20 protein-coding genes are annotated in these 24,596 nt (G+C 69.6%); 14 read left to right on the top strand and 6 right to left on the bottom strand.

Going from position 1 to position 24,596, the window contains the following annotated elements:
* Positions 1 to 7: 7 nt before the first annotated feature.
* The 3 genes from treZ (at position 8) to ABIN76_RS11445 (ending at position 4,105) form a co-directional block, all read left to right on the top strand.
* On the top strand, positions 8 to 1,774 hold the full coding sequence (gene treZ / locus ABIN76_RS11455) for a malto-oligosyltrehalose trehalohydrolase (RefSeq protein ID WP_346959837.1): 1,767 nt from the start codon (positions 8 to 10) through the stop codon (positions 1,772 to 1,774).
* Between the two features lie 15 nt (positions 1,775 to 1,789).
* Complete coding sequence (mgrA, locus tag ABIN76_RS11450; protein WP_346959836.1) at positions 1,790 to 2,827, top strand: L-glyceraldehyde 3-phosphate reductase; 1,038 nt, start codon at positions 1,790 to 1,792, stop codon at positions 2,825 to 2,827.
* Positions 2,828 to 3,019: 192 nt separating this feature from the next.
* Positions 3,020 to 4,105 (top strand): inositol-3-phosphate synthase, encoded by a 1,086-nt coding sequence (locus ABIN76_RS11445; RefSeq protein ID WP_346959835.1) that lies wholly within the window; start codon positions 3,020 to 3,022, stop codon positions 4,103 to 4,105.
* Positions 4,106 to 4,489: 384 nt separating this feature from the next.
* Here the strand turns inward: ABIN76_RS11445 and ABIN76_RS11440 are convergent, their stop codons facing one another.
* From ABIN76_RS11440 to mshA, 3 genes are all read right to left on the bottom strand, one after another.
* Positions 4,490 to 5,437, bottom strand: a complete 948-nt coding sequence (locus tag ABIN76_RS11440) for a hypothetical protein (protein WP_346959834.1) — start codon at positions 5,435 to 5,437, stop codon at positions 4,490 to 4,492.
* Positions 5,438 to 5,716: 279 nt separating this feature from the next.
* The gene (locus tag ABIN76_RS11435) at positions 5,717 to 7,399 is read right to left on the bottom strand and encodes a formate--tetrahydrofolate ligase (RefSeq protein ID WP_346959883.1); all 1,683 of its coding nucleotides are present in this window, start codon (positions 7,397 to 7,399) and stop codon (positions 5,717 to 5,719) included.
* A 211-nt stretch (positions 7,400 to 7,610) separates the two neighbouring features.
* A complete protein-coding gene (mshA, locus tag ABIN76_RS11430) occupies positions 7,611 to 8,876 on the bottom strand; it encodes a D-inositol-3-phosphate glycosyltransferase (protein WP_346959833.1) in 1,266 nt (421 codons plus the stop codon).
* Positions 8,877 to 8,973: 97 nt separating this feature from the next.
* Here mshA and ABIN76_RS11425 point away from each other — a divergent pair, with 97 nt between their 5' ends.
* Positions 8,974 to 9,510 (top strand): GNAT family N-acetyltransferase, encoded by a 537-nt coding sequence (locus ABIN76_RS11425; RefSeq protein WP_346959832.1) that lies wholly within the window; start codon positions 8,974 to 8,976, stop codon positions 9,508 to 9,510.
* Positions 9,511 to 9,592: 82 nt separating this feature from the next.
* Entirely contained in the window at positions 9,593 to 11,377 is a 1,785-nt protein-coding gene (locus ABIN76_RS11420; protein WP_346959831.1) for a cellulase family glycosylhydrolase, read from the top strand.
* A 30-nt stretch (positions 11,378 to 11,407) separates the two neighbouring features.
* On the opposite strand, the gene ABIN76_RS11415 is transcribed toward ABIN76_RS11420, so the two are convergent.
* The gene (locus ABIN76_RS11415; protein WP_346959830.1) at positions 11,408 to 12,868 is read right to left on the bottom strand and encodes a 6-phospho-beta-glucosidase; all 1,461 of its coding nucleotides are present in this window, start codon (positions 12,866 to 12,868) and stop codon (positions 11,408 to 11,410) included.
* A gap of 83 nt (positions 12,869 to 12,951) precedes the next feature.
* Between ABIN76_RS11415 and ABIN76_RS11410 the strand changes: the two genes are divergently transcribed.
* The 6 genes from ABIN76_RS11410 (at position 12,952) to tsaD (ending at position 18,746) form a co-directional block, all read left to right on the top strand.
* Positions 12,952 to 14,043 (top strand): carbohydrate kinase family protein, encoded by a 1,092-nt coding sequence (locus tag ABIN76_RS11410; RefSeq protein WP_346959829.1) that lies wholly within the window; start codon positions 12,952 to 12,954, stop codon positions 14,041 to 14,043.
* Positions 14,044 to 14,484: 441 nt separating this feature from the next.
* Positions 14,485 to 15,708: an alanine racemase gene (gene alr / locus ABIN76_RS11405; protein WP_346959828.1), complete on the top strand. Its 1,224-nt coding sequence runs from the start codon at positions 14,485 to 14,487 to the stop codon at positions 15,706 to 15,708.
* Positions 15,705 to 16,382 carry a tRNA (adenosine(37)-N6)-threonylcarbamoyltransferase complex ATPase subunit type 1 TsaE gene (gene tsaE, locus ABIN76_RS11400; RefSeq protein WP_346959827.1) on the top strand — a complete coding sequence of 226 codons (678 nt, stop codon included), beginning with the start codon at positions 15,705 to 15,707 and terminating at the stop codon, positions 16,380 to 16,382. Before alr ends, tsaE begins: the two co-directional genes overlap by 4 nt.
* A gap of 2 nt (positions 16,383 to 16,384) precedes the next feature.
* Complete coding sequence (tsaB, locus tag ABIN76_RS11395; RefSeq protein WP_346959826.1) at positions 16,385 to 17,056, top strand: tRNA (adenosine(37)-N6)-threonylcarbamoyltransferase complex dimerization subunit type 1 TsaB; 672 nt, start codon at positions 16,385 to 16,387, stop codon at positions 17,054 to 17,056.
* A 53-nt stretch (positions 17,057 to 17,109) separates the two neighbouring features.
* On the top strand, positions 17,110 to 17,601 hold the full coding sequence (gene rimI / locus ABIN76_RS11390) for a ribosomal protein S18-alanine N-acetyltransferase (protein WP_346959882.1): 492 nt from the start codon (positions 17,110 to 17,112) through the stop codon (positions 17,599 to 17,601).
* Positions 17,598 to 18,746 carry a tRNA (adenosine(37)-N6)-threonylcarbamoyltransferase complex transferase subunit TsaD gene (gene tsaD, locus ABIN76_RS11385; protein WP_346959825.1) on the top strand — a complete coding sequence of 383 codons (1,149 nt, stop codon included), beginning with the start codon at positions 17,598 to 17,600 and terminating at the stop codon, positions 18,744 to 18,746. The genes rimI and tsaD overlap by 4 nt, the downstream gene beginning before the upstream one ends.
* A gap of 16 nt (positions 18,747 to 18,762) precedes the next feature.
* Here tsaD and ABIN76_RS11380 read toward each other — a convergent pair whose 3' ends face one another.
* Positions 18,763 to 19,914, bottom strand: coding sequence for a glutamate--cysteine ligase (locus ABIN76_RS11380; protein WP_346959824.1), 1,152 nt, complete (start codon positions 19,912 to 19,914; stop codon positions 18,763 to 18,765).
* 208 nt (positions 19,915 to 20,122) lie between these two features.
* On the opposite strand from ABIN76_RS11380, the gene ABIN76_RS11375 reads away from it, so the two are divergent.
* Both ABIN76_RS11375 and ABIN76_RS11370 read left to right on the top strand, forming a co-directional pair.
* Positions 20,123 to 21,784 carry a glycoside hydrolase family 3 N-terminal domain-containing protein gene (locus ABIN76_RS11375; RefSeq protein WP_346959823.1) on the top strand — a complete coding sequence of 554 codons (1,662 nt, stop codon included), beginning with the start codon at positions 20,123 to 20,125 and terminating at the stop codon, positions 21,782 to 21,784.
* A gap of 27 nt (positions 21,785 to 21,811) precedes the next feature.
* Positions 21,812 to 22,645: a shikimate 5-dehydrogenase gene (locus tag ABIN76_RS11370; protein ID WP_346959822.1), complete on the top strand. Its 834-nt coding sequence runs from the start codon at positions 21,812 to 21,814 to the stop codon at positions 22,643 to 22,645.
* Between the two features lie 84 nt (positions 22,646 to 22,729).
* Here the strand turns inward: ABIN76_RS11370 and ABIN76_RS11365 are convergent, their stop codons facing one another.
* Positions 22,730 to 23,959 (bottom strand): class I SAM-dependent methyltransferase, encoded by a 1,230-nt coding sequence (locus tag ABIN76_RS11365; RefSeq protein ID WP_346959821.1) that lies wholly within the window; start codon positions 23,957 to 23,959, stop codon positions 22,730 to 22,732.
* A 56-nt stretch (positions 23,960 to 24,015) separates the two neighbouring features.
* Here ABIN76_RS11365 and ABIN76_RS11360 point away from each other — a divergent pair, with 56 nt between their 5' ends.
* On the top strand, positions 24,016 to 24,429 hold the full coding sequence (locus ABIN76_RS11360; RefSeq protein WP_346959820.1) for a hypothetical protein: 414 nt from the start codon (positions 24,016 to 24,018) through the stop codon (positions 24,427 to 24,429).
* Positions 24,430 to 24,596: the final 167 nt, after the last annotated feature.

The raw sequence follows: 24,596 nt of genomic DNA, 5'->3' as shown, positions 1-24,596 counted from the left end.
AACGGCAATGACTCTGCCCGCACACGGAACCGCACGCTTCGACCTCTGGGCGCCGGACGCGCAGGACGTCACGCTGCTCGCCGACGGACGGCACTACCCGATGCGCCGGGACACCGGCGCCGGCCGGGGCGGCTGGTGGACCGCCCCGGAGGCCCCGGCCTCCGGCGACGTCGACTACGGCTACCTGCTGGACGGGGACACCACGCCGCTGCCGGACCCGCGGTCCCGCCGCCAGCCCGGGGGAGTGCACTCGCTCTCCCGGACCTTCGACGCCGGAGCCCACCAGTGGGCGGACGGGCAGTGGAAGGGCCGCGGGCTGCAGGGCGGTGTGATCTACGAACTGCATGTGGGCACCTTCACCCCCGAGGGAACGCTGGACGCCGCGGCCGGCAAGCTCGGCTACCTGGCCGAGCTCGGCGTCGACTTCGTGGAACTGCTGCCGGTCAACGGGTTCAACGGCACGCACAATTGGGGCTACGACGGGGTGCTCTGGTACGCCGTGCACGAGGGCTACGGCGGCCCGGCCGCGTACCAGCGCTTCGTCGACGCCGCCCACGCCGCCGGGCTGGGCGTCATCCAGGACGTCGTCTACAACCACCTAGGCCCCAGCGGCAACTACCTTCCCCGGTTCGGCCCCTACCTCAAGTCCGGCGAGGGCAACACCTGGGGCGACTCGGTCAACCTGGACGGGCCCGGTTCCGACGTGGTCCGAGGCTACATCCTGGACAACGCCGCGATGTGGCTGCGCGACTACCACGTGGACGGCCTGCGGCTGGACGCCGTGCACGCCTTCAAGGACGAACGCGCCGTCCACCTGCTGGAGGACTTCGGCGCCCTTGCCGACGCGGTCGCAGCCGAAACCGGGCGCCCCGCGACGATGATCGCCGAGTCGGACCTGAACAACCCGCGCCTGCTGTACCCGCGGGACGCGAACGGCTACGGCCTGGCCGGGCAGTGGAGCGATGACTTCCACCACGCCGTGCACGTCAACGTCAGCGGCGAGACCACCGGCTACTACAGCGACTTCGACTCGATCGCGGCCCTGGCCAAGGTCCTCGAAAAGGGTTTCTTCCACGACGGCAGCTACTCCAGCTTCCGCGAACGGCACCACGGCCGGCCCATCAACACCTCCCTCGTGCACCCGGCCGCCCTCGTGGTCTGCAACCAGAACCACGACCAGATCGGCAACCGCGCCACCGGCGACCGGCTGTCCCAGACTCTCGGCTACGGGCAGCTGGCGCTCGCCGCCGTCGCGACCCTGACCTCCCCGTTCACCCCGATGCTGTTCATGGGCGAGGAATACGGCGCCACCACGCCGTGGCAGTTCTTCACCTCGCACCCGGAACCGGAACTGGGGAAGGCCACCGCGGAGGGCAGGATCAAGGAATTCGAACGAATGGGCTGGGACCCCGCCGTCGTGCCCGACCCGCAGGACCCGGCCACGTTCACCCGCTCCAAGCTGGACTGGTCCGAGGCCAAGTCCGGCGAGCACGCACGGCTGCTGGAGCTGTACCGGAACCTGATCGCGCTGCGCCGCGCGACGCCGGAACTCGCCGGGTCAGGCTTCGCGGAGACCGCCGTCGACTTCAACGAGGACGAGCGCTGGCTGGTGCTGCGGCGCGGCAGCGTGGAGGTGGCGATGAACTTCTCCGCCGAACCGCGGCAGCTTTCGGTGGCCGGCAGTTCACTGCTGCTGGCCACGGAGGACGGCACCGCGCTGACGACCGCCGGGCTCGGCCTCCCGGGCCACAGCGCCGCCGTCGTCTCCCACTAGGAAAGGAAATTACTGATGACTTACCTCGCAGCAGAGAACCGCTACGACACCATGCCCTACCGCCGGGTGGGCCGCAGCGGCCTGAAACTGCCGGCCATCTCGCTGGGCCTCTGGCACAACTTCGGCGATGACAAGCCGTTCGAGGTGCAGCGCGCCATCCTGCGCCGCGCCTTCGACCTGGGCGTCACCCACTTCGACCTCGCCAACAACTACGGCCCGCCCTATGGCAGCGCCGAGACCAACTTCGGCCGGCACTTCAAGGACGACTTCAAGCCGTACCGGGACGAACTGATCATCTCCAGCAAGGCCGGCTACGACATGTGGCCCGGCCCATACGGCAACTGGGGCTCCCGCAAGTACCTGCTGGCCAGCCTGGACCAGTCGCTGACGCGGATGGGCCTGGACTACGTGGACATCTTCTACAGCCACCGCCCGGACCCCGAGACCCCGCTGGAAGAGACCATGGGCGCCCTAGACCAGGCCGTGCGCTCCGGCAAGGCGCTCTATGCCGGCATTTCGTCCTACACCCCGGAGCAGACCCTCGAGGCGGCCCGGATCCTGAAGGAACTCGGCACCCCGCTGCTGATCCACCAGCCGAGCTACTCGATGCTCAATCGTTGGACCGAGAACGGCAGCCCCAGCCTGTACGAGGCGCTGGACCAGGTGGGCGCCGGGGCCATCGCCTTCTCGCCGCTGGCGCAGGGCATGCTCACCGACCGCTACCTCGACGGCGTCCCGGAGGACTCCCGCGCGGCGCAGGACAAGTCCCTGGACCAGGCCATGATCACCGGCGAAACGCTGGACCGGGTGCGCGGGCTCAACCGAATCGCCGAGAGCCGGGGCCAGACCCTCGCGCAGCTGGCCATCGCCTGGATCCTCCGCGAGCAGGGCAAGGGCACCTCCGTGACCTCTGCACTGGTCGGCGCGTCCAGCGTCCGGCAGCTTGAGGACACCCTGGCCGCCATCAACAACCTGGACTTCACCGCCGATGAGCTGGACGCGATCGATGAGTTCGCCGTCGAGTCCGACATCAACCTCTGGGCGCAGAAGTGAGCCGCGGCGGCGCTGTTCCGCGGCGCCGCCTCCGGCCGTAACAGATTCGGTGCCGCGGCCGGGAACATCTTGAGTCCCGGCACCGTTGACTAGAATGCAAGGGCGCCGCATGGCGTTGTGCCCGTTTGCCGCCGTCGTACATCAGAGTACGTCCGCGCCGGGCACGTGAAGTTTGTACTCAAAGGGAGTTTCGTGTCTTCAAATCCGATTCGTGTTGCAATCGTCGGCGTGGGTAACTGTGCCACTTCGCTGGTCCAGGGTGTCCAGTACTACAAGGATGCCGACCCCCAGGCCACGATTCCGGGTCTGATGCACGTGCAGTTCGGCAAGTACCACGTCAACGACGTGCAGTTCGTCGCAGCCTTCGACGTCGACGGCAAGAAGGTGGGCCAGGACCTGTCCGCCGCCATCCTCGCCAGCGAGAACAACACCATCAAGATCGCCGACGTCCCGCCGACCGGCGTCACCGTCCAGCGCGGCCCGACCCTGGACGGCCTCGGCAAGTACTACCTCGAGACCATCGAGCAGTCCCCGGACGAGCCGGTTGACGTCGTCCAGGCCCTCAAGGACGCCAAGGTCGACGTGATGGTCTGCTACCTGCCCGTGGGTTCCCAGGAAGCGGCCGAGTTCTACGCCCAGTGCGCCATCGACGCCGGCGTGGCCTTCGTCAACGCCCTCCCGGTGTTCATCGCCGGCACCAAGGAATGGGCGGACAAGTTCACCGCCGCCGGTGTGCCGATCGTAGGCGATGACATCAAGAGCCAGATCGGTGCCACCATCACGCACCGCGTCATGGCCAAGCTCTTCGAAGACCGCGGTGTCACCCTGGACCGCACCTACCAGCTGAACGTCGGCGGCAACATGGACTTCAAGAACATGCTGGAGCGCGACCGCCTCGAGTCCAAGAAGATCTCCAAGACCCAGGCCGTCACCTCCAACGTGGAAGCCGACCTCGCCGCCAAGGACGTGCACATCGGCCCGTCGGACTACGTCCAGTGGCTCGATGACCGCAAGTGGGCGTTTGTTCGCCTCGAAGGCCGCAACTTCGGTGACGCCCCGGTCTCGCTCGAATACAAGCTGGAAGTCTGGGATTCGCCCAACTCCGCCGGCGTGATCATCGACGCCGTCCGCGCCGCCAAGATCGGCCTGGACCGCGGCATCGGCGGCCCGCTGCTCTCGGCGTCGAGCTACTTCATGAAGTCCCCGCCGGAGCAGTTCAACGACGACCTGGCCCGTGAAAAGGTCGAGGCCTTCATCCGCGGCGACCTGGAGCGCTAACCCCCGCCCAAACCGACGCTCCCTCACGTCCGGTGCGTTCCAACACGACGCTCCCTCACGTCCGGTGCGTTTCACCACAACGCTCCCGCACTTATGGTGCGGGAGCGTTGTGTTTTTCCGGCTTAGGGAAGTCCCTACACGACGCTGCCTCACGTCTGGCGGGTTTGGGCGGGACGTTCCTTCAGCTCGGGCGGGCTTGGGGCGGACGCTCCCTCAAGTCTGGCGGGTTTGGGCGGGACGCTCCCTCAGCTCTGGCGGGTTTGGGGCGGACGCTCCCTCAGCTCTGGCGGGTTTGGGGCGGACGCTCCCTCAGGTTCGGCGGGTTTGGGGCGGACGCTCCCTCAGGTTCGGCGGGTTTGGGGCGGACGCTCCCTCAGCTCGGCTCTAGAAGCCGGCGGCGGTTGATGGGCTGATGTATGCGCTGCGGAGGACTCGCTTGATCCTGGCGATGGCACCAGTGAAGCCATCTGCAAGGTCATCTTTTGTCAGAAGGAGAACGGTCCACCCCGCTGCTTCGAAGGCCTTGTCCCGCCGGCGATCGCTGAAGATCTGGGCAGGGAGCAGGTGGTGCCCGCCGTCGTACTGAACTGCAAGGCGCCTGAGCCGATACCCAAGGTCCGCTGTCGGCGTCCCCTCACTGCCCGGGCGCAGTTCTATTTGTAGCTCCGGTTCAGGAAGCCCGGCGTCGCAGATCGCCAGGCGGAGGAGAGTCTCAGGCCCTGAATCGGCTCCCACCCGCATCAGCTCAAGGGCCTCCCGTGCGCGGACGATCCCCTGGAGATTTGGATGACGGCGCAGCATGACTCGCAACCCGTCGATGGTCGCGAAAGGCTCGCTCCGCCCCTCCAGATTGAACCGGGGGATCCGAACGAGCTCATCTCCCATGCAGACAAGCTCAGGCAGGCTCAATTGCCGGGCCAGGTCGAGCCACGTCCGGGGACGGGTGCTGATCCGGATGCCGTCCGCCGTCTCGATCTCGTCGTCGAACGCAACAACTGTGTGTCCCACGATCCCCTTACGGCGAACTTCGGGGAGCGCGCGCGGCTTACTCAGGTGCAACTCCTCGGAATCCGAGAGCCACGGCGGCAAGAGCTGGCTGCGAAGTCGAGCTGCCGTCACATGCGAGATCCATGCCCCCTGGGAAGCTGCGCTCAGCGCCCGGGCCGCGGCCTCCAACTCGAAGCTCCAACCCGCAGGCCGGTAAAGACCCCGACTGACGTGCTTGAAGTCGGGCTGTCGGAGTCTGGCTCTGGGCACTCCCAACGACGTCGCAGCGGCGAGGGTGAAGGGGCCGGTCACCAGCACACTAGGAAGCTCTGTTCGCTTTCTCATGCTCGCATTGTGGGCGACTTTGAAAAGCCGTGCAGAAGTTATCCACAGCCGCGTCTGCCGCCGCGCACGAACTGAGGGAGGGTTCGGTTTGGAGGCGCCGGATGTGAGGGAGGGTTGGGTTGGAGGGCGCCGGATGTGAGGGAGCGTCAGGTTTGGATGCGCCTGATCTGAGGGAGCGTCGGGTTTGGAGGCGCCGGATGTGAGGGAGCGTCGGGTGTTGAGGCGCCGGATGTGAGGGAGCGTCGGGTGTTGGGGCGCCGGAGGTGAGGGAGGGTTGGGTTAGAAGAGGCCGACGGGGTTGCCGTTGGCGTCGACGCCCATCCGCATTGCGGCCGGAACCTTGGGGAGCCCTGGCATGGTCATCACCGCGCCCGTGAGCGCAACGATGAACCCCGCCCCGGTCTTGGGAATCAGGTCGCGCACGTGCACCGTGAAGCCCTTCGGCGCCCCCAGCTTGGTGGCGTCGTCGCTGAATGAGTACTGCGTCTTCGCCATGCAGACCGGCATCCCGGACCAGCCGTTCTTCTCGATCTCCGCGAGCCGCTTGAGCGCCGGGACGGAGAATTCCACCCCGTCGGCCCCGTAGATCTCCTGCACGATGGTGCGGATCTTGTCCTCCACGGACATTTCCAGCGGATAGAGGTGCCGGAAACCGTGCGTGGCGTCGATGGCGGCAGCGACCTTCGCGGCGAGTTCGTCCCCGCCGTCGCCGCCCCCGCCGCGGCCCCAGACATCGGCCACAGCCGCCTGGACGCCCTCGGCCGCGCACCAGTCCAGCAGCCAGTCGAGCTCCGCCTGGCTGTCGGTGCCGAACTTGTTGATCGCCACCACGGGGGTGATGCCGAACTTCTCGACGTTGCGTACGTGCCGCTGGAGGTTGGCGACGCCGGCGGCGAGGGCTTCGACGTCGGGCTCCTTGAGCTGGTCCTTGGCGACGCCGCCGTGCATCTTGAGCGCGCGGATGGTGGCCACCACCACGACGGCGGAGGGCGCGACGTCGGCCATCCTCGCCTTGATGTCCATGTACTTTTCGGCGCCCAGGTCGGCGCCGAACCCGGCTTCGGTGATGACGACGTCGGCGAGGCTGCGGGCCGTCTGGGTGGCGATCAGCGAGTTGCAGCCGTGCGCGATATTGGCGAAGGGACCTCCGTGCACCAGGGCCGGCGTGCCGGCGATGGTCTGCACGAGGTTCGGTTTGATCGCGTCCTTGAGCAGCATGGTCAGGGCGCCCTGGACACCGAGGTCGGCGACGGTGACCGGCTCCCGGTCGTAGGTGTAGCCGAAGGTGATCCGGCCAAGCCGCGCTCGCAGGTCGTCCAGGTCGGTGGCCAGGCAGAACACCGCCATGATCTCCGAGGCGACGGTGATGTCGAAGCCGTCCTGCCGCGGCACGCCCTGCGTCGGGCCGCCCAGGCCGATCACAACCTCGCGCAGGGACCGGTCGTTCATGTCCAGCACCCGCTTGAACGTCATCCGGCGCGGATCGATGTTCAGCGCGTTGCCCTGGTAGATGTGGTTGTCCACCAGCGCCATCAAGGCGTTGTTCGCCGAGGTGATGGCATGGAAGTCGCCGGTAAAGTGCAGGTTGATCTCGTCCATCGGCAGGACCTGGGAGTAGCCGCCGCCGGTCGCGCCGCCCTTCATGCCCAGAATGGGTCCCAGCGAGGGTTCGCGCAGCGCGATCATGACCCGGTGCCCGGCGCGGGCCAGGGAGTCGGCCAGGCCCACCGTGGTGGTGGACTTCCCCTCACCGGCCGGGGTGGGGGACATCGCCGAGACCAGCACCACCTTGCCCGGGGTGTGCGCGGCGTCCCGGTTGAGCTTGGCTGGATCGATCTTGGCCTTGTAGCGGCCATAGAATTCCAGCGCCTCCGGGTCGATCCCGGCGGCGGCCGCCACGTCCTGGATCGGCCGCATGGTGGCCCGCTGCGCGATCTCCAGGTCGCTCAGCACCGGCGGCACGGCCGGCGTCTCGGCCGGCGGCACGGCCGGCGTCTCGGCTGGCGAGCTCAGCACCGGCGTCTGGGCCGGCTGCCGGGCAGCCTGCCCGGCCGAAGGTCCGGCGTTGGCTCCGGCGGGTTCCGTGGTGTTCTCCGACATCGTCGTCCTTCGGCTCGTGGCTTCGTGGTGCCCCGGCAGGCGGTTCCGGCCGGGGTCCCGGTCTGGCTCCCGGTCAGGGCGTGTGGCCCGCCGGGATGCTTCGTGTTCCAAAATACTGGACCAGGGCGGCCTGGTAGCTCTCCAGCGTGATCGCGGCGGTGCGCTGCCAGCCGAAGTCCTGGGCGTGTACCGAGGCCGCGCGGCCCATGTCCTCCCGGGTGGCCGGGTCGTCATGGAGGGCTTCCAGGGCATCGGCCCAGTCCGCTGCCTTGTGGCCCTCCACCAGCAGGCCGGTCCGGCCGTCGAAGATCGCCCGCGACAGCCCGCCCACCTTCGTGGCGACTACGGGCGTGCCGCAGGCCTGGGCCTCGAGGGCGACCAGGCCGAAGGATTCGCTGTAGGAGGGCATCACTACGACGTCGGCCGAGCGGTACCAGCCGGCCAGCTTGGGCGCGCTGACCGGCGGGTGGTGCGTGACGACGTCGTCCATCCCGGCGGCGGTGATCAGGGCCTTGAGGTCAAAGTCCTTCGCCCCGCTCACCGCCCCCAGGATGGTCAGCTGCAGATCGATGTCCGGACGGCGGGCACGCAGCAGGGCGGCCGCCTTGATCAGGATCTGCGGTCCCTTGAGCCGCTGGATCCGGCCGGCGAAAAGCAGGTGGAACCGGCCCGGCACGATGCCGTGCTGGCTGCGGGCGCGGCTCCGGAACGCGGGCGTAAAGATGGACAGGTCCACGCCCGGGGGCGCCACATCGATGCGGTCGGGGTCGGCGTCGTAGTGCGAGACCAGTTCCGCGGCCTCCGCCCCGGTGTTGGCGATGAGCCGGGTGGCGCCGTCGACGATGCGGTGTTCGCCCTCCTCGCGCCGGCGCGGTTCGGGTTGCTCGCCGGACTCCAGCAGCAGGTTCTTGACCTTGGCCATGGTGTGCATGGTGTGCACCAGCGGCACGCCCCACAGCTCCGAGAGCTCCAGCCCCGCGACCCCGGACACCCAGTAGTGCGAATGGATGACGTCGTAACGGCCATGCGGCTGCAGCTGCTTGATCCGGTCAATCTCGGCCACCATGCTGTGCAGCAGCGCCGGCAGTTCCTCCTTGGGAAGTTTCCGCGGCGGACCGGCGAGCACGTTGTGGACGCAGACGCCGGGGAAGGGATGCTCGACGGCGGCCTGGCCGGCCGCGTTGGACCGGGTGAAGATCTCCACCTCCACGCCGGTCTCGGCCAGGGCCGCGGCGAGGGCGCGGACGTACACGTTCATGCCGCCGGCGTCCCCGGAGCCGGGCTGCTCCATTGGCGAGGTGTGCAGGGAGAGGAAGGCGACACGGCGGACCAGCGGCATCCTCTTTCCTCCCTTCCTGCGACGTGGATTCGGTAAAACACTACTCCTGAACGGCAGGTCGATTCACCGGCGGCCGGCGGCTGCTAACGTGGCGGCTGTGAGCGCAAACACAGAAACCCGGCCGGTCCCGCCGTCGTGGGTGATCCGCGAGGCCACCGGCCAGGACTGGCCCGCCATCTGGGAGATCCTGGAGCCGGTCATCCGGGCCGGGGAGACCTTCACCTGGGACCGCGACACCACCGAGGAGCAGGCCCGCGCGAAATGGGTCAAGACGGCGCCGGGCCGGACCTTCGTCGCCGTCGGGACCGGGCGGCTCGACGGCGTCGTGCTGGGCACCGGCGAGCTGCACGCCAACCAGGGCGGCGGCGGCAGCCACGTCGCGAACGCCGGGTACATGGTCCGTGCCGGGTACGGCGGCCGCGGCGTCGCCCGGGCCCTGTGCGCCTATTCGCTGGAGGCCGCCCGGGCCGCCGGCTTCCGCGCCATGCAGTTCAACGCCGTGGTGGAAAGCAACGTCCGGGCCGTCGCCGCCTGGCAGTCCATGGGCTTCAATATCCTCGCCACCATCCCTGAGGCCTTCCAGCACCCGAGCCTGGGCTTTGTGGGCCTGCACGTGATGCACCGCAGCCTGTAGCGGCCCCGGACGGATTCACCCCAAGACATTTGCGGCCGCCGCGAATAGGCTGGGCCGTGAAGGCCGAGCGAGGGAGACCTGAATGCCCGGGAGTGGTGATCCGCAGGTGCAGCACGAGCCGCGCAGCCCTGACCGGGATGCGCGCCGGCGCCGTTGGCCTGGCTGGGTTCCGGCCGTCCTGCTGCTGGTGGTGCCGTTGCTGGTTATCGCCGGGTGCACGCTGTCCCGGAACAACGGCAGCAGTCCCGCGGCGGAGACCGGACCGGACTTCGTCACCGCCTCGGGCCGCGGGCTTGTCCTCAACGGCGAGCCCACCCGGCTGAAGGCGGTGAATTTCTCCAACCTTTACCATCGAAACCTGAACGGGGCCGAGCTCCTCACCTCGCAGCACCATTCGGAGGAAGACTTCGCCAGGGCAAAAGACATCGGCTTCAACAGCATCCGCTTTGCCTTCGACGGCGACTGGTACGCCGACTCCCCGCAGGTCTTCTGGCAGTGGCTGGACCAAAACGTGGCCTGGGCGCGGCAGCACGGCATGCGCCTGATTCTGGACCTGCACACCCCGATCGGCGGATTCTGGCTGGATCCCACCAGCGACGCTGTCAGCTTTGACCTCTGGTCCGATCCCCGGCTGCAGCAGCAGAACGCGGACCTGTGGCGGGCCATCGCCGCCCGGTACAAGGACGAACCGGCCATCGCGGCCTACGACCTGCTCAACGAGCCGGTGACGACCGATGCGACCGGGGAACAATGGAAAAGGCTGGCGCGGCAGCTGGTTGCCGCAGTCCGGGCGGAGGATCCGAACCACCTGTTGGTTGTAGGCGGGATCTACGGGGTCAACGGCCGCTACGGCGCGTCCGGAGTCGACCAGCACTTCCTGGTGGATGACAGCAACGTGGTGTACGACTTCCACTTCTACGAGCCCATCAAGTACACCCATCAGTACGCGTCCTGGGTCGAGGGCCCGGTCCAGGACGGCGGCCGCTATCCGGATCCGGACACGATTCTCCCGACCGGTCAGCGGGTCCTGCTGCCGGGAAGCCGTATCGCCACCAAGCCACTGCCCGCGGGCACATCGGACTGGGCGGCGTACGACAGCGGCATCGTAACCATTGACGACAGCAGCGCGCTCGCGGCGGCGCCCCTGGCCACCGCGCAGGGCGGGATGCGGGGAACGGCCAGCTTCGATGCGATCAGGGTGACCGAGTACGGACCGGACGGGACCGAAATCCGGCGAGTCATCAACGACCCCCTGGACCGCGACGCGGCGTTGGACTGGCATCAATGGCAATACGGCGGGGCGGCAGGGGCGCCGCCGAAGTTCGCGCGGGAAAAGGCCGGCTACCGGGATGACGGCAGCCTGTCCATCAGCGATGCCATGGACGCCAAGGCAATCGCAGGGTGGAGCAACGACGCGCACCTGTTCAAGGTTGTGCCCGGTAACAAGTACCGTATCCAGGGCCATATGCGGGGGCAGAACATTGAGGCCTCCGCGGGGTCGGCCCCTCGGATCGGGCTCCAGCTCGACGTCTACGCACAGTCGCCGGGCACGGCCGGAAACGGCTTCCTCGCACGCGACAAGGGCTATTTGGCACACGAAGTGGGGAAGCGCGTCCAGTTCGGCATCGACAACAATGTGCCGATGTCGGTCATGGAGTTCGGGCTGGTCCGGCAGGCCTTTGAAATGGAGGGCAAGGGCGGCGGCCAGTGGGTCACCGACATGCTTGACCTCCTGGCGGAGAACGACCTCAGCTTTGCCTACTGGGAATACCACGGGACGCAGATGGGGCTCTACCTCAGCGGTTCAGGGCAACCCAGCGAACCCAATCAGGCCCTCCTGGACACTCTGGCCCGCGGACTGCGCTGAGCGTCAGGATGCGGCGAGGAGCCGCCGCCATCAGCTGCGGACGTCGTGGCGCCAGAGCTCCAGCAGGCCCGGGAAGGCGGCCTCATAAGCGGCGAGCAGCTGGGCGGCGAGGTCGTCCGAGTCGACCAGGGGGTGCCGGGCGAACGCGGCCAGGGCGGCGCCGCGCCGGCCCCCGGCAGCCGGGCGCGACTCTGCGCTGTCCGGGACGGCGCCGGGGACGGTGCCGGGGACGGTTCCCGGGGGCGCGGTGGCGCGGACCACGAGCCGTTCGACCTCCTTGATCCGCAGCATCAGCGCCAGCTGCGCTGCCGCCGGCCGGTCCTGCGGGATCGGCACCACGCCGTCGGCGCCCACCTGGCAGGGGAGCTCGACGACGGCGTCGACCGGCAGCCCCGGGATCGCGGCGGTCCGTGCACCGTCGGGTCCGGGCACCGTGTTGGGCGTGTTCAGGATCAGCTCGGCGCCGCCACCGCCGGAAAGGGCGCGCATCACCGCCAGCGCGACACGTTCGTAGCCGCCCCCGGCCAGGTCGTCCTCGTCCCGCTGCTCCCCGGCGGCGCGGGCCTCGGCCAGGTAGCCCTCCTCGCGGGACCGGCGTGCGGCGTCCCAGAGTCCGTAGGCCCCGGCGCCGGCGGACGCGAGCCGGGGGTAGAGCTCGGCCTGCTGCCGGTGGATGGACTCGCCGCGGGTCTGGGCGGCGGCCCGCATGGCCGCCAGGGCACGGGCGGTCTCGTAGTAGTAGTACAGGTATTCGTTCGGCACGCAGCCCAGGCCGGCCAGGAAAGGCTGCGGGAACAGACGGCCTTCCTCGAAACCGGCCAGCGTCCCGGCGTCGGCCAGCAGGCCGGGGAGGACGTCCCAGCCGCGGGACTCCAGCCGGTACAGCCAGCCCAGGTGGTTCAGCCCGTAGTAGCCCACGCCGTCGAGCCTGCCCTCCGGGAGTACGACGCCGGCGGCGCGCGCCGCCCGGTGCACCAGCCCGCCGGCCGAATCGCAGATCCCCACCACCCGGCGGCCCAGCACCGGGACCAGGGCCTCGGTCACCATGCCCGCCGGATTCGTGAAGTTGACCAGCCACGCGCCCGGACAGATGCGCTTCATCGCGTGCGCCAGGGACAGCATCGGCGGAATGGTGCGCAGGGCGTAGGAGATGCCGCCGGCGCCGGTGGTCTCCTGGCCCAGCACCCCCAGCTCCTGCGCCACCCGCTCGTCGGCGGTCCGTCCGGCCGTGCCGCCGGGACGGATGGCAGCGAAGACCAGGTCCGTGCCGGCCAGGGCCTCGGGCAGGGACGTGGTGGCACGGACGACCGGACCGCCGCCCGGAAGCAGTCCGGGCACGGAGGCCAGCACCGCCTCGATCGCGGCGAGCCGGCCGGCGTCGACGTCGTAGAGCACCAGCTCCCGGACCAGCCCGGCGAAGGGTCCGGCGCAGAGCGCCCGGTAGACCAGCGGCACCCGGAATCCGCCGCCGCCGGCAATCATGAGCCGCATGCCAGCAGTCTATTCTTACCTCGCGCCGGAGCGTCCGGAAGGCCGTCTTTCGCCGGCTACCCGGACGGCGTAGTGTGCCGTGTATGGACGCGATTCCAGCGCAGCGCTTCGACCCGCTCGCCGCCGTCCGCACCCCGACGGCGGGGGGCTTCGACCTGCTCCTGACGGGCACGGTATTTCAGGACATCATCTTCACCGGGCTGCCGCACGCACCCCGGCCCGGGACGGAAATCTGGAGCGACGGGATGGGCAGCTGCCCCGGCGGGGTGGCGAACCAGGCCATAGCCGCGGCCCGGCTGGGCTTGCGCACCGGGTTGGCCGCCGCGTTCGGCGACGACGGCTACGGCGATTACAACTGGAAGATCCTGGACCGGCAGGAACACGTGGACCTGTCGCTGTCCCGGCGCGTTCCGGGCTGGCACTCGCCGGTTACGGTGTCGCTGAGTGTCGAGAAGGACCGGTCCATGGTGACCCACGGCCATCCGGCGCCTGTGACCTCGAGCGAGCTGATTGGCTGCCCGCCGCCCGCGCTTGCCGCCGTCGCCGAGCTGGGCGAGGAGCTGGAACCGTGGGCCGTCGACGCGCACCGGGCCGGCGTGCGGCTCTTCGGCGACGTCGGCTGGGATCCCACCGGGACGTGGGCGCAGGCGCGGCTGGATAACCTGAAGTACTTCCACGCCTTTATGCCCAACCAGGAGGAGGCCATGGCGTTCACCGGCAAGGACAACCCCTGGGCCGCGCTTTACGCGCTCGCGGACCAGGTCCCGGTGGCCGTGGTGACGCTGGGTCCGCAAGGGTCCATGGCGGTGGACTCCGAGACCGGTGAAGAGGAGTGGGTGCCCTCGCTGCCGGTGCCGGCGTTCGACCCCACCGGCGCCGGGGACTGCTTCGGGGCGGCGTTCATCGTCGGCTGCCTGGCCGGCTGGCCGCTGGGGGACCGGCTCCGGTTCGCCAACCTGTGCGCAGCCCTGGCCGTGCAGCAGGTCGGCGGTTCACTCGCCGCGCCCGGCTGGGGCGACATTGCCGACTGGTGGCAACGCGCGAACGCCCGCAAGGAACGGCAGGGGAGCCAGTGGCTGCGCCGCTACGGCTTCCTGGCGGAGATTGTGCGGGACGTGCCGCCGGAGGCGCAACGGCGTGCGACGGCGACCATCGCCCACCTGTCGGACGCGTAGGCCCGGCCGCTCCGGGGGACATGCTCAGTGCCCGTGCCGGCCAGTGGACATAAGGCCGTTATGCGCTCTCGTGGCCGCGGGGAATGAGCATGTCCCGGGGATGATTCTGCAGGCGGAGCGGACATGCTCCCGGACCGGCCTTGGAAGTGGACATGCTCTCCGGGGAGCGCGGGGAGTGGACATAAGGCCGTTATGCGCTCTCGTGGCCGCGGGGAATGAGCATGTTCCGCGGAGGATTCTGCAGGCGGAGCGGACATGCTCCCGGACCGGCCTTGGTAGTGGACATGCTCTCCGGGTGGGCCGGTGAGTGGACATAAGGCCGTTATGCGCTCTCGTGGCCGCGGGGAATGAGCATGTCCCGGGGTGAAGGATGGGCATGTCCCTAAGGGCCGGGTGGGTGCGGAATTCAGCACGGTCTGCGGCCACCCGTAGAATCGTAAAGTGATGTACCCAGCAGCAACAGGTGATTTCCAGCCATTGGCGGAAGCAAGTCCGGACCATGTCGAAGAGCGCTCGGCCGTTATCGACCTCGAAGCGATCCGGCACAACGTCCGGCGGCTGGCCAAGGTGGCTTCGCCGGCAAAGGTGATGGCCGTCGTCAAGGCGGACGCGTACGGGCACGGGGCCATTCCGGTGGCCCGGGCCGCGCTCAGCGCCGGTGCCAGCTGGCTCGGCGTCGCGCACATCTCGGAAGCGCTCGCCCTGCGCGCCGCCGGCATCGACGCCCCGCTGCTGGCCTGGCTGCACACCCCCGAAAGCAATTTTGCCGCCGCCGTCGCTGCCGGCATCGACATCGGCTGCTCCGGCTGGGAGCTGGGCCGGATCGTGGCCGCCGCCCGTGAGCAGGAACGGCCCGCCCGGATCCACTTGAAGGTCGACACCGGGCTCGGCCGCAACGGCGCCACCCTGGAGACCTGGGACACGCTGCTGGGTGAGGCCATGGAATACCAGGACCAGGGCCTGCTGCGCGTCGTCGGAATTTTCTCCCACCTGGCCGTCGCGGATGAACCCGAACGGCCGGAAACAGACGAGCAGCTCGCCGCGTTCCGCGAAGTCCTGGCGATGGCCCAGGACGCCGGCGTCGATCCCGAGGTCCGCCACCTTGCGAACACCCCGGCGACGCTGTCCCGCCCGGACACGCACTTCGACCTGGTCCGGGTGGGCCTGGGCATCTACGGGCTCTCACCGTTCGAGGGACAGAACTCGGCAGAGGTCGGGCTCCGTCCGGCGATGACTGTGCGCACCGTCGTCTCGCACTGCAAGGACGTACCCGCCGGCCAAGGCGTCTCCTACGGGCTGAACTACCGCACCGCCGGCAGCAGCACCCTGGGCCTTGTCCCGCTGGGCTATGCCGACGGCGTGCCGCGCGTCGCCACTGGCGGACCGGTCCGTGTGGGCGGCGTGAACTACCCCGTGGTGGGCCGCATCGCGATGGACCAGATGGTGATCGACCTCGGCCCGTTGCATGTCTCCGCCGGGGGAACCAGCCTGCTGGGAGCCGAGGCGCTGATGTTCGGCGACGGCGCCGACGGCGGTCCCACCGCGGAGGACTGGGCCAGGGCGGCGGGCACCAACAACTACGAAATCGTCACCCGCATCAGCCCGCGGGTGCCGCGCCGCTACATCAACGAGGAACCCGCCCCCGGCGGCGGGGCCGCGCAGTGAGCGGACCGGCCTGGGAGCGGATCCTCACCGTCGGGACCGCCGAGCAGACGCACGCCCTGGCCGCAGCCCTCGGCACCGGTCTGGAGGCCGGTGACCTGCTGGTCCTGACCGGCGAGCTCGGCGCCGGGAAGACCACCTTCACGCAGGGGCTCGGCGAAGGCCTCGGCGTCCGTGCCGGGATCATCTCGCCCACGTTCGTCCTGGTCCGGATCCACCCCAACCTGCCGGACGGGCCGCGCCCCGGCGGCCCGGACCTGGTCCACGTTGACGCGTACCGGCTGGCGTCAGCCTCCGAAATCGACGACATTGACCTGGAAAACACCATGGACAGCGCGGTGACCGTGGTGGAGTGGGGCCGCGGCCGGGTTGAGCATCTGAGCGAGAGCCGGCTCGAGGTTGAGCTGCACCGCCAGCTCGGCGGCGCCCAGCCGAATGACGCCCCGCCCTCCGGCGGCGCCCAGCCCGCCGGCGGCGCCCAGTCGAACGCCGCCCAGCCCAATGGCACCCAGCCCACCGGCAGCGATGAACCCACCCGCGGCGTGCTGGATTTTGACACCGACGACGCCGACGAGCCCAGGACCGTGGTGTTCCGCGGCTTCGGTCCCCGCTGGGCCGAGCCGCCGGCCGCCCTGGCCGGCATCCCCGAACATCCCGCGACCACGGAAACGGACTGAAGATGCTGATCCTTGCCATCGATACCTCGGCCGTCGCCAGCGCGGCGCTCGTCTCCGACGACTCCCTGGAGTCCGTCGTCGGGAGTTTCGCCACCGAGGACACCCGCAGCCACGCCGAGGTGCTGGCCCCGGGCATCGAGCAGCTGCTCACTGGTGCGGGACTGACCGGCGCCGACGTCGATGCCATTGTCACCGGGGTGGGACCGGGCCCGTTCACGGGACTCCGCTCCGGCATCGTCACGGCCCGCAGCCTGGCCTTTGTCTGGCAGAAGCCCCTCTACGGGCTCATGAGCCTGGATGCCATCGCCCTCGAAGTGGCCGAATCCACGGAGGCAGCCGCCGAGTTCATCGTGGCCACCGACGCGCGGCGCAAGGAAGTCTACTGGGCCCGCTACGCTCTGGCCGGAAGCCAGTTGCCGCAGCTGTTGGATGGCCCGCATGTGGGGTTCGCCGCTGATCTGCCGGACCTCCCGGTCTATGGCGCCGGCGCCGGGCTCTACCCGGATGTGCTCAACGCGGTTCCCGAATTCGCCGGGCGCCAGCCCGAGGCGCTCGCGCTGGGCCAGTTCGCGCTGGCGCGGCTCGCCGCGGGGGAGCAGCTCCCGGACACCACCCCGCTGTACCTGCGGGAATCCGACGCCCAGGTCCCTGGCCCGCGGAAGCGCGCGCTGTGAGCGCCCCGGAAACACCGGCGGGATCCTCCCCGGCCGGCGTGACCTTCAGGCCCATGGCCGCCGCGGACCTTCCGGCCGTGCATGACCTGGAGCGCCAGCTCTTCCCGGTGGACGCCTGGCCCCTGCAGATGTTCGTCGACGAACTCGCCCAGGCTGAGACCCGGAGCTACCTCGTCGCGGAAGCCGGCGGCGCCATCGTCGGCTACGCCGGACTGATGTGCATCGAACCCATCGCGGACGTTCAGACCATCGCCGTCGTACCCGAGCTGGAGGGCCGCGGCATCGGATCGGCGCTGCTGGCCGAGCTCATCCGGGAAAGTCGGCGGCGGCACGCCGCCGACGTGCTGCTAGAGGTGCGCGCCGACAACCCCCGGGCCCAGCAGCTCTACCGGCGCTTCGGCTTCGAGCAGATCCACACCCGCCCGCGCTACTACCGCGACGGCGTCGACGCGCTGATCATGCGCCTCCAGCTGCACACAACGGACAGCGCGGGGCCCGGCACCACCACGGACGACACCCAGCCAACGGAGACAGGCCGAGAATGAACCATCACGCACACAGCTCCCAGCCGCTGGTGCTGGGGATCGAGTCCTCCTGCGACGAGACCGGCGTCGGGATTGTCCGCGGCACCCGGCTGCTGGCCAACACTGTGTCTTCGTCCATGGAGGAGCACGTCCGCTTCGGCGGGGTCATCCCCGAGATCGCCTCGCGCGCCCACCTCGACGCCTTCGTGCCCACCCTGCGGGAGGCGCTCGCCGAGGCGGACGTGACACTGGACGACGTCGACGCCATCGCCGTCACGTCCGGACCGGGACTGGCCGGCGCGCTGATGGTGGGGGTCTGCGCGGCCAAGGCGCTCGCGGTTGCCACCGGCAAGCCGCTGTACGCGATCAACCACCTGGTGGCGCACGTCGGCGTCGGCCTGCTCGAACCGGCCACCGGTGCGGAGCCGGCCGGCCCACAGCCGGCCGGGACCCCGGCCGCCCTGCCGGAGAACCTCGGCGCGCTCCTGGTTTCCGGCGGGCATACCGAGATCCTACGGATCCGCAGCATCACCGACGACGTCGAGCTGCTCGGTTCCACGATTGACGACGCCGCCGGCGAGGCCTATGACAAGGTGGCCCGGCTGCTGGGGCTCGGCTACCCCGGCGGGCCGGCCATCGACAAGCTGGCGCGCACCGGCAACGCCAAGGCGATCCGGTTCCCGCGCGGTCTCACCCAGCCCAAATACATGGGGACCGCCGAGGAACCCGGCCCGCACCGTTACGACTGGTCCTTCAGCGGGCTCAAGACCGCCGTCGCCCGCTGCGTCGAGCAGTTCGAGGCGAGCGGCGACGAGGTGCCGGTCGCGGACATCGCGGCGGCCTTCCAGGAGGCCGTGGTGGATGTGATCACCGCCAAAGCGGTGCTCGCCTGCCGGGAGAACGGCATCACCGAGCTGCTGCTGGGCGGGGGAGTGGCCGCGAACTCGCGGCTGCGCCAGCTCACGGAGCAGCGCTGCAGCGCGGCCGGAATCCGGCTGACCGTTCCGCCCCTTTCGCTGTGCACGGACAACGGCGCCATGGTGGCCGCGCTCGGTGCGCAGCTGGTGATGTCCGGGACCGCCCCGAGCGGGATCGGCTTCGCGCCGGACTCCTCGATGCCGGTCACGTCCGTGTCCGTCCAGGCCGCGGCTGTCCTGTCCCGCTAGGAACCCGGACAGGGGGTTACGCTTCGGGCCCCTTGCGCATCTGCTCGACCAGGTCCAGGACGACGGCGCGCAGGTCGCCGCCGTGTTCCGCAGCGACGCGGCGCTGCCGCTGGTAACCGGCGCCGCGTTCAATGATCCGTTCGACGTCGGCCAGCTCCGCGCTGCAGCCGAGCTTGGCGGCCACCGGCTCAAGCCGGGCCAGCGTCTCGCGCAGGTGCTCGGTGACGAGCTGCTCATTGCCGTCGGCGTCCAGGATGATGATCGCGTCCAGCCCGTAGCGCGCGGCGCGCCACTTGTTTTCCTGGACGTGCCAGGGCGGCATGGTCGGGATGGTTCCGCCGTTGTCCAGGGTGGTGGAGAACTCGTCCACGAGGCACTGGGTCAGGGCGGCAATGGCCCCCACCTCCTCGAGCGTGGCCAGGCCGTCGCAGATGCGCATCTCGATGGTGCCGAGGTTGGGCACCGGCCGGATGTCCCAGCGGATCTCGGAGAGGGTGTCGATCACCCCGGTGGTGAACATGTCCTGGACGTAGGACTCGTATTCTTCCCAGCTGGAGAACTGGAACGGCAGTCCCGCCGTCGGCAGCTGCTGGAACATCAGCGCGCGCTGCGAGGCGTAGCCGGTATCCTCGCCGCCCCAGAACGGGCTGGAGGCGGACAGGGCCTGGAAATGCGGGAAGTAATTGACCAGGCCGTCCAGGACCGGGAGCACCTTGTCGCGGCGGTCGAGGCCCACATGGACGTGGACGCCGTAGATCACCATCTGCCGGCCCCACCACTGGGTGCGGTCGATCAGCTTGGCATAGCGGGCTTTGTCGGTGACCGGCTGCAGCTGCGGGGGGCTGAAGGGGTGGCTGCCGGCGCAGAAGACCTCAACGCCCATCGGGTCGGTGACCTCGCGCACCGCGGCGAGGGAACTGCTCAGGTCCGCCTTCGCTTCCGCCACCGTGGTGCAGATGCCCGTAACGAGCTCCACTGTGTTGAGCAGCAGTTCCTGTTTGATGTGCGGATGTTCGTCATCCTCATTCAGCTCGGGGTGCCGGGCGGCCACACCCCGGAGCACCTCGCTGGCCACCGAGGCCAGCTCGCCGGTTTCGGCGTTGACGAGCGCAAGCTCCCATTCCACACCAAGAGTTGATTGCCTGGATGAAGCGAAATCAATCTTCATGTGGTCCCTTCACTGTTTTATTTGCCCGCCGGTGTTGCTGCCTGTGCGCCTGCCCGTGCCGTCCCCGAGGCCCGGCGCCGCGGCCTGCGGTGGCAAGGCAACGGTGTCTCAAGTCTAGTGCAGGGGTAGCATCGAGCTGGTGGCCAAGTTACAGCTGATGCGTGAGAGTTTTCACAGAAGAGGTCTGTTACCGGCAGCCGCGGCGGTAATGACGGCGCTCGCGCTGGGATCCACCGCCTGCACCGGCCCCGGGGCCACAGTCCCCGGCGCCCCGAACCCCGCCGCCACGGCCCCCGCCGCCCCGGTCCCCGGCCCGGCGGCAGGCCAGGGTGTCCAGTCCCCGCCGGCGTTGGGCGCCCGGCCCGGCGCGCCGCGCCCGCTCGGCTGGGGCCCGGACCAGCGCGACGCCGACGCCGCGGCCAAGGCCGTGGCCCGGATGAGCTTGGAGCAAAAGGCCGGCCAGGTGCTGCTGCCCTTCTTCCCCGGGCTCGACTACGAGGCGCACGCGCGGACCGTGGAGCGGCTGCATCTGGCCGGATCGATCCTCATGGGAGACAACGTCCCCGCGGCCCCGAACGGTCAGGTGGACACCGCCGGCATGCGCCGCACGGCGGAGCGGCTGCAGCGCGCCGCCCGTGCCGATGGACGCAGCTGGCCCGGAATGATCGCGGTGGACCAGGAAGGCGGAGTGGTTGCCCGGCTGCGCGCCCCGCTGACCGAGTGGCCCGCACCGATGAGCTACGGGGCGGCCGGCAGTGAACCCCTGGCGTCCGACGCCGGCCGCGCCCTTTCGGCGGAACTGGCCGGCCTCGGCTTCAACGTCGACTTCGCCCCCACCGCCGATGTCACGATGGGCCCGGCCGATCCGACCATCGGCGCACGGTCGTTCTCCGGCAGCGCGGACGCCGCCGCGGACTTCGGTATCGCCTTCTCCAGGGGCATGCTCGGCTCGGGGGTCCTGCCGGCCACCAAGCACTTTCCCGGCCATGGCTCTGTGACCGTCGATTCCCACCGGGGCCTTCCGGTCCAGGACGCCAGCCTGAAGCAATTGCGGGGGAGGGACCTGCGGCCGTTCCAGGCGGCCATCGACGCCGGACTGCCGATGGTCATGACCGGGCACATCGCCGTCCGCGCCCTGGATCCGGGGGTCCCTGCCTCGGTGTCGAAGGCGTCTTACGCTCAGCTGCGCCGGATGGGCTTCAAGGGCGTCGCCGTGACGGACGCGTTCAACATGGGAGCCATCCAGCAGCGGTATCCCCGCGACGCCGCCGCCCCGCTGGCGCTGGCCGCCGGCGCTGACCTGGTGCTTATGCCGGCATCGGTGGAAACCGCCCATGCCGCCATCGTGAACGCCGTGCGAAGCGGCACCCTGCCGGCCGCACGGCTGGACGAGGCGGCGCAGCGCGTGGCCACAATGCAGCTCTGGCGGGGCCGCAGCCATCCGCTGCGGGGCTCGGCGCCCGGCAGCGGCTCGGCGCTGTCACAAAAGGTTTCGCGGGAAGCCATCACCGTGCTCGCCGGCCCTTGCCGGGGGCGGATCGTCCCGGCCAGCGTCCGGGTGGGCGGTGGTTCCGCACAGGACCGCGCGCGGTTCGCGGCGGCGGCCAAACAAGCCGGCATCAGTGTGGGCGCCGGGCCGCTCGTGACGCTGATCGGGTACCGCGGTTCGCCGGTGACCGCGGACGTGGCGGTTTCGCTGGACGCGCCGTGGCCGCTGGAGAAGTCCGCCGCGCGCGCCAAGATCGCGCTCTACGGCCGGAGCCAGGAGGCCTTCGGCGCCCTGCTGGCGGTGCTGGCCGGAAAAACCGCCGCCCCCGGGAAGCTGCCGGTCGCCGTCGGGCGGCAAGGTGCCGGGTCCGGCTGCCGCTGATCCGGCCGGGTGGCGTTTAATGGTGCAGTGCCCATCCTGAATAAAGACATGACCCTGTGTATCTCGCTCTCGGCCCGGCCGAGCAACAACGGGACGCGCTTCCACAACCACCTGTATGAGCAGCTGGGCCTGAACTGGATCTATAAGGCCTTCGCCCCCACCGACCTGGCCCAGGCCATCGCCGGGGTGCGGGGACTGGGCATCCGCGGCTGCGCCGTGTCCATGCCGTACAAGGAAGACGTCATCGCCCTGGTGGACGTCATGGACCCGTCTGCGAAAGCCATCGATTCCGTCAACACGATCGTCAACGACGGCGGCCGGCTCACGGCCTACAACACCGACTACACCGCGATCGAACAGCTGCTGCAGCGCAACGCCGTGCCCACGGATTACTCCGTGTGGTTGCTGGGCGCCGGCGGCATGGCGAAGGCCACCGCGGCCGCGCTCCGCGACGTCGGCTTCCGGCGGGTCACCATCATCGCCCGCAATGAGGAGGCCGGCAGGGCGCTCGCCGGCCTTTACGGATTCCAGTGGCAGGCCGGTCTCCCGGCCGCCGGCTCCGGGGACGGCCCGGCCGACCTGCTGATCAATGTGACGCCCATTGGTATGGCCGGCGGGCCGGAGGCGGACGAACTCTCTTTCCCGCAGGAGGCCGTGGAGGCCGCCAAGGTGGTGTTCGACGTCGTCGCGCTGCCCGCCGAAACGCCCCTGATCAAAGCCGCCCGGGCCGCCGGCAAGGCGGTCATCACGGGGGCGGAAGTCGCCACCATCCAGGCCCTGGAACAGTTCGTCCTGTACACGGGCATCCGGCCCAGCGACGAACAGGTCCGGGCCGCTGAAGAGTTCATGCGGGCCCAGTAAACGGACCAACCGCGGCCGGGACTGGCTGCCGCTGGGAGGCGCCCTGGGCCGGCGGTTCTGACCGGCTACCCTGTACCGGCGGCCCTAGACGGGCTGCACGGAGATGGCAACCCGTTCCTCGCCGATTCTGGTGAGGACCAGGGTGGCCGTCTTTTTGGCCGCGTTCTTGGCGTTCTTGCCGCCGCCGGGGAGCAGTTGCTTGCGCAGTTCTTCCGGCGTGACCGAAGTGCCGCGCTTTTTGATGTCGAGGACGCCCACGCCGTTGTCCTTGACCCAGGCCTTGAGCGCCTTGACGTTGAACGGCATCACCTCGAGGACCTGGTAGGCCCGGGCGAAGGGGGTGTCGCGCAGCTCCGGCGCGCAGATGTAGGCGATGTGTTCGTCCAGCAGATGTCCGCCCAGCTGGAGCGCGACGTCGGCGACGAGCCCCGCGCGGATCACGGCGCCGTCGGGCTCGTAGAGATAGCCCTCCACCGGACCCACGGGGGCCACCGGGCCGGCGTCGAAGTCCTCCGTGCTGGTGAGTTCCGCCGCACCCTGCGGCCCCAGAACCAAGGCAGCGCGCCGGACTCCGGGCCGGCGGACCGCGTTGAACCACAGCGCCACCTCGGTGACGTCGCCGCCCACCGACACCCACTGCGCCTCGCAGTTCGCCGGCACCGAGTCATGCGGCATCCCGGGTCCCATTTTGACGCCGACGGCGCGGCCCGACGCGGCCAGCGATTCCACGAAGGACAGCGGCGGGGAGAAGTCTTCGGGGTCCCAGAGGCGCTTGGTTCCGGAACTGGAGGTGGTGCGGCGTGCCGGGTCCAGCCAGACCCCGTCGATCCCGTCGAGCGGAACGGCGGTGGCATCGGCATGGACCACACTGGCGTTGCGGAACGGGATCAGGTTCATCGTGGCGCAGGCGGCGGTCGTTTCGTCCAGTTCCACCGCGGTGACCTGGATGTCCAGGGAAGCCAGCGCCATCGCGTCGGCGCCCAGCCCGCAGCCCAGGTCCGCCACATGGGCGATCCCGGCTTCGGCGAACCGCTGCGCGTGCCGTGCCGCCACCGTGAGCCGTGTGGCCTGCTCCAGTCCCGCCCGGGTGAAAATCATCTGCCGGGCGAATTCACCGAATTTGGCTTCCGCCCTGGTCCGCAGCCGGGACTGGGTGAGCGCCGCGGAGACCAGTTCGGCGGAATGGCCGGCCTTACGGAGTGAGGCGTTGAGCCGGAAGGCCTCCTCTTCACGGTACGGTCCCAGCGAGGCCAGCAGCTCCCAGCCCTCCGGATTGAGGAGAGGGGCGATCTGGTCCTGCGTAGTCTCAGCCATGCCATCAAGCCTAGTTCAGGCGTGGAAGCCGCGGCGCGGCGGATAGGCTGGACGGCATGGACGGCAAGGAATCAGACGACTTCGGCACAGCGGGCACCCGGGAGCAGGCGGGCGGGGAAGTCCGGGACAGCCGGGGACTGGCCCGTTTCGCCCGTCCGGCGCTGATCGCCGGCAGCGTGATCGCCGTCGTGTGCGTGGCGCTGCTGGTCATCATCTTCTTCCTGGACGCCTTCAACGCAACCGTCTACTCCGTGGGCGGCAAGGATGTGAAGGACGCGACCGACGAGGCCCGCGCCATCCGCGACACCTACGCCGCTGCCCGGGTGGGCGGCATCATCTTCCTGGTCCTCGGGGCGGTGGCCGCCCTGGCCGGTGGCTTTGTGCTGTACCGCGGACGGAATGCCTCCGCGCGGGTCGACGAGGACGACGACGGCCAGGACTGGGACTACGAAGACCTCGCGGGGCGGTAGGCGCCCGCAGTCACGGTCCGCCCGCTGGACATGCTCAGTCCCCGAGCCGGACCCACCTCCGGACATGCCCAGTCCTCGAGCCGGACCCCCACCGGACATGCTCAGTCCTCGACTCCGGCGCTGCACATAATGCCGCTATGTCCGACGCCGGCACCCGGGAATGAGCA

Origin of the sequence: uncultured Arthrobacter sp. (genome assembly GCF_964021775.1) — a bacterium.
GTDB lineage: Bacteria > Actinomycetota > Actinomycetes > Actinomycetales > Micrococcaceae > Arthrobacter.
This window is presented reverse-complemented; position numbering and strand designations above follow the sequence as displayed.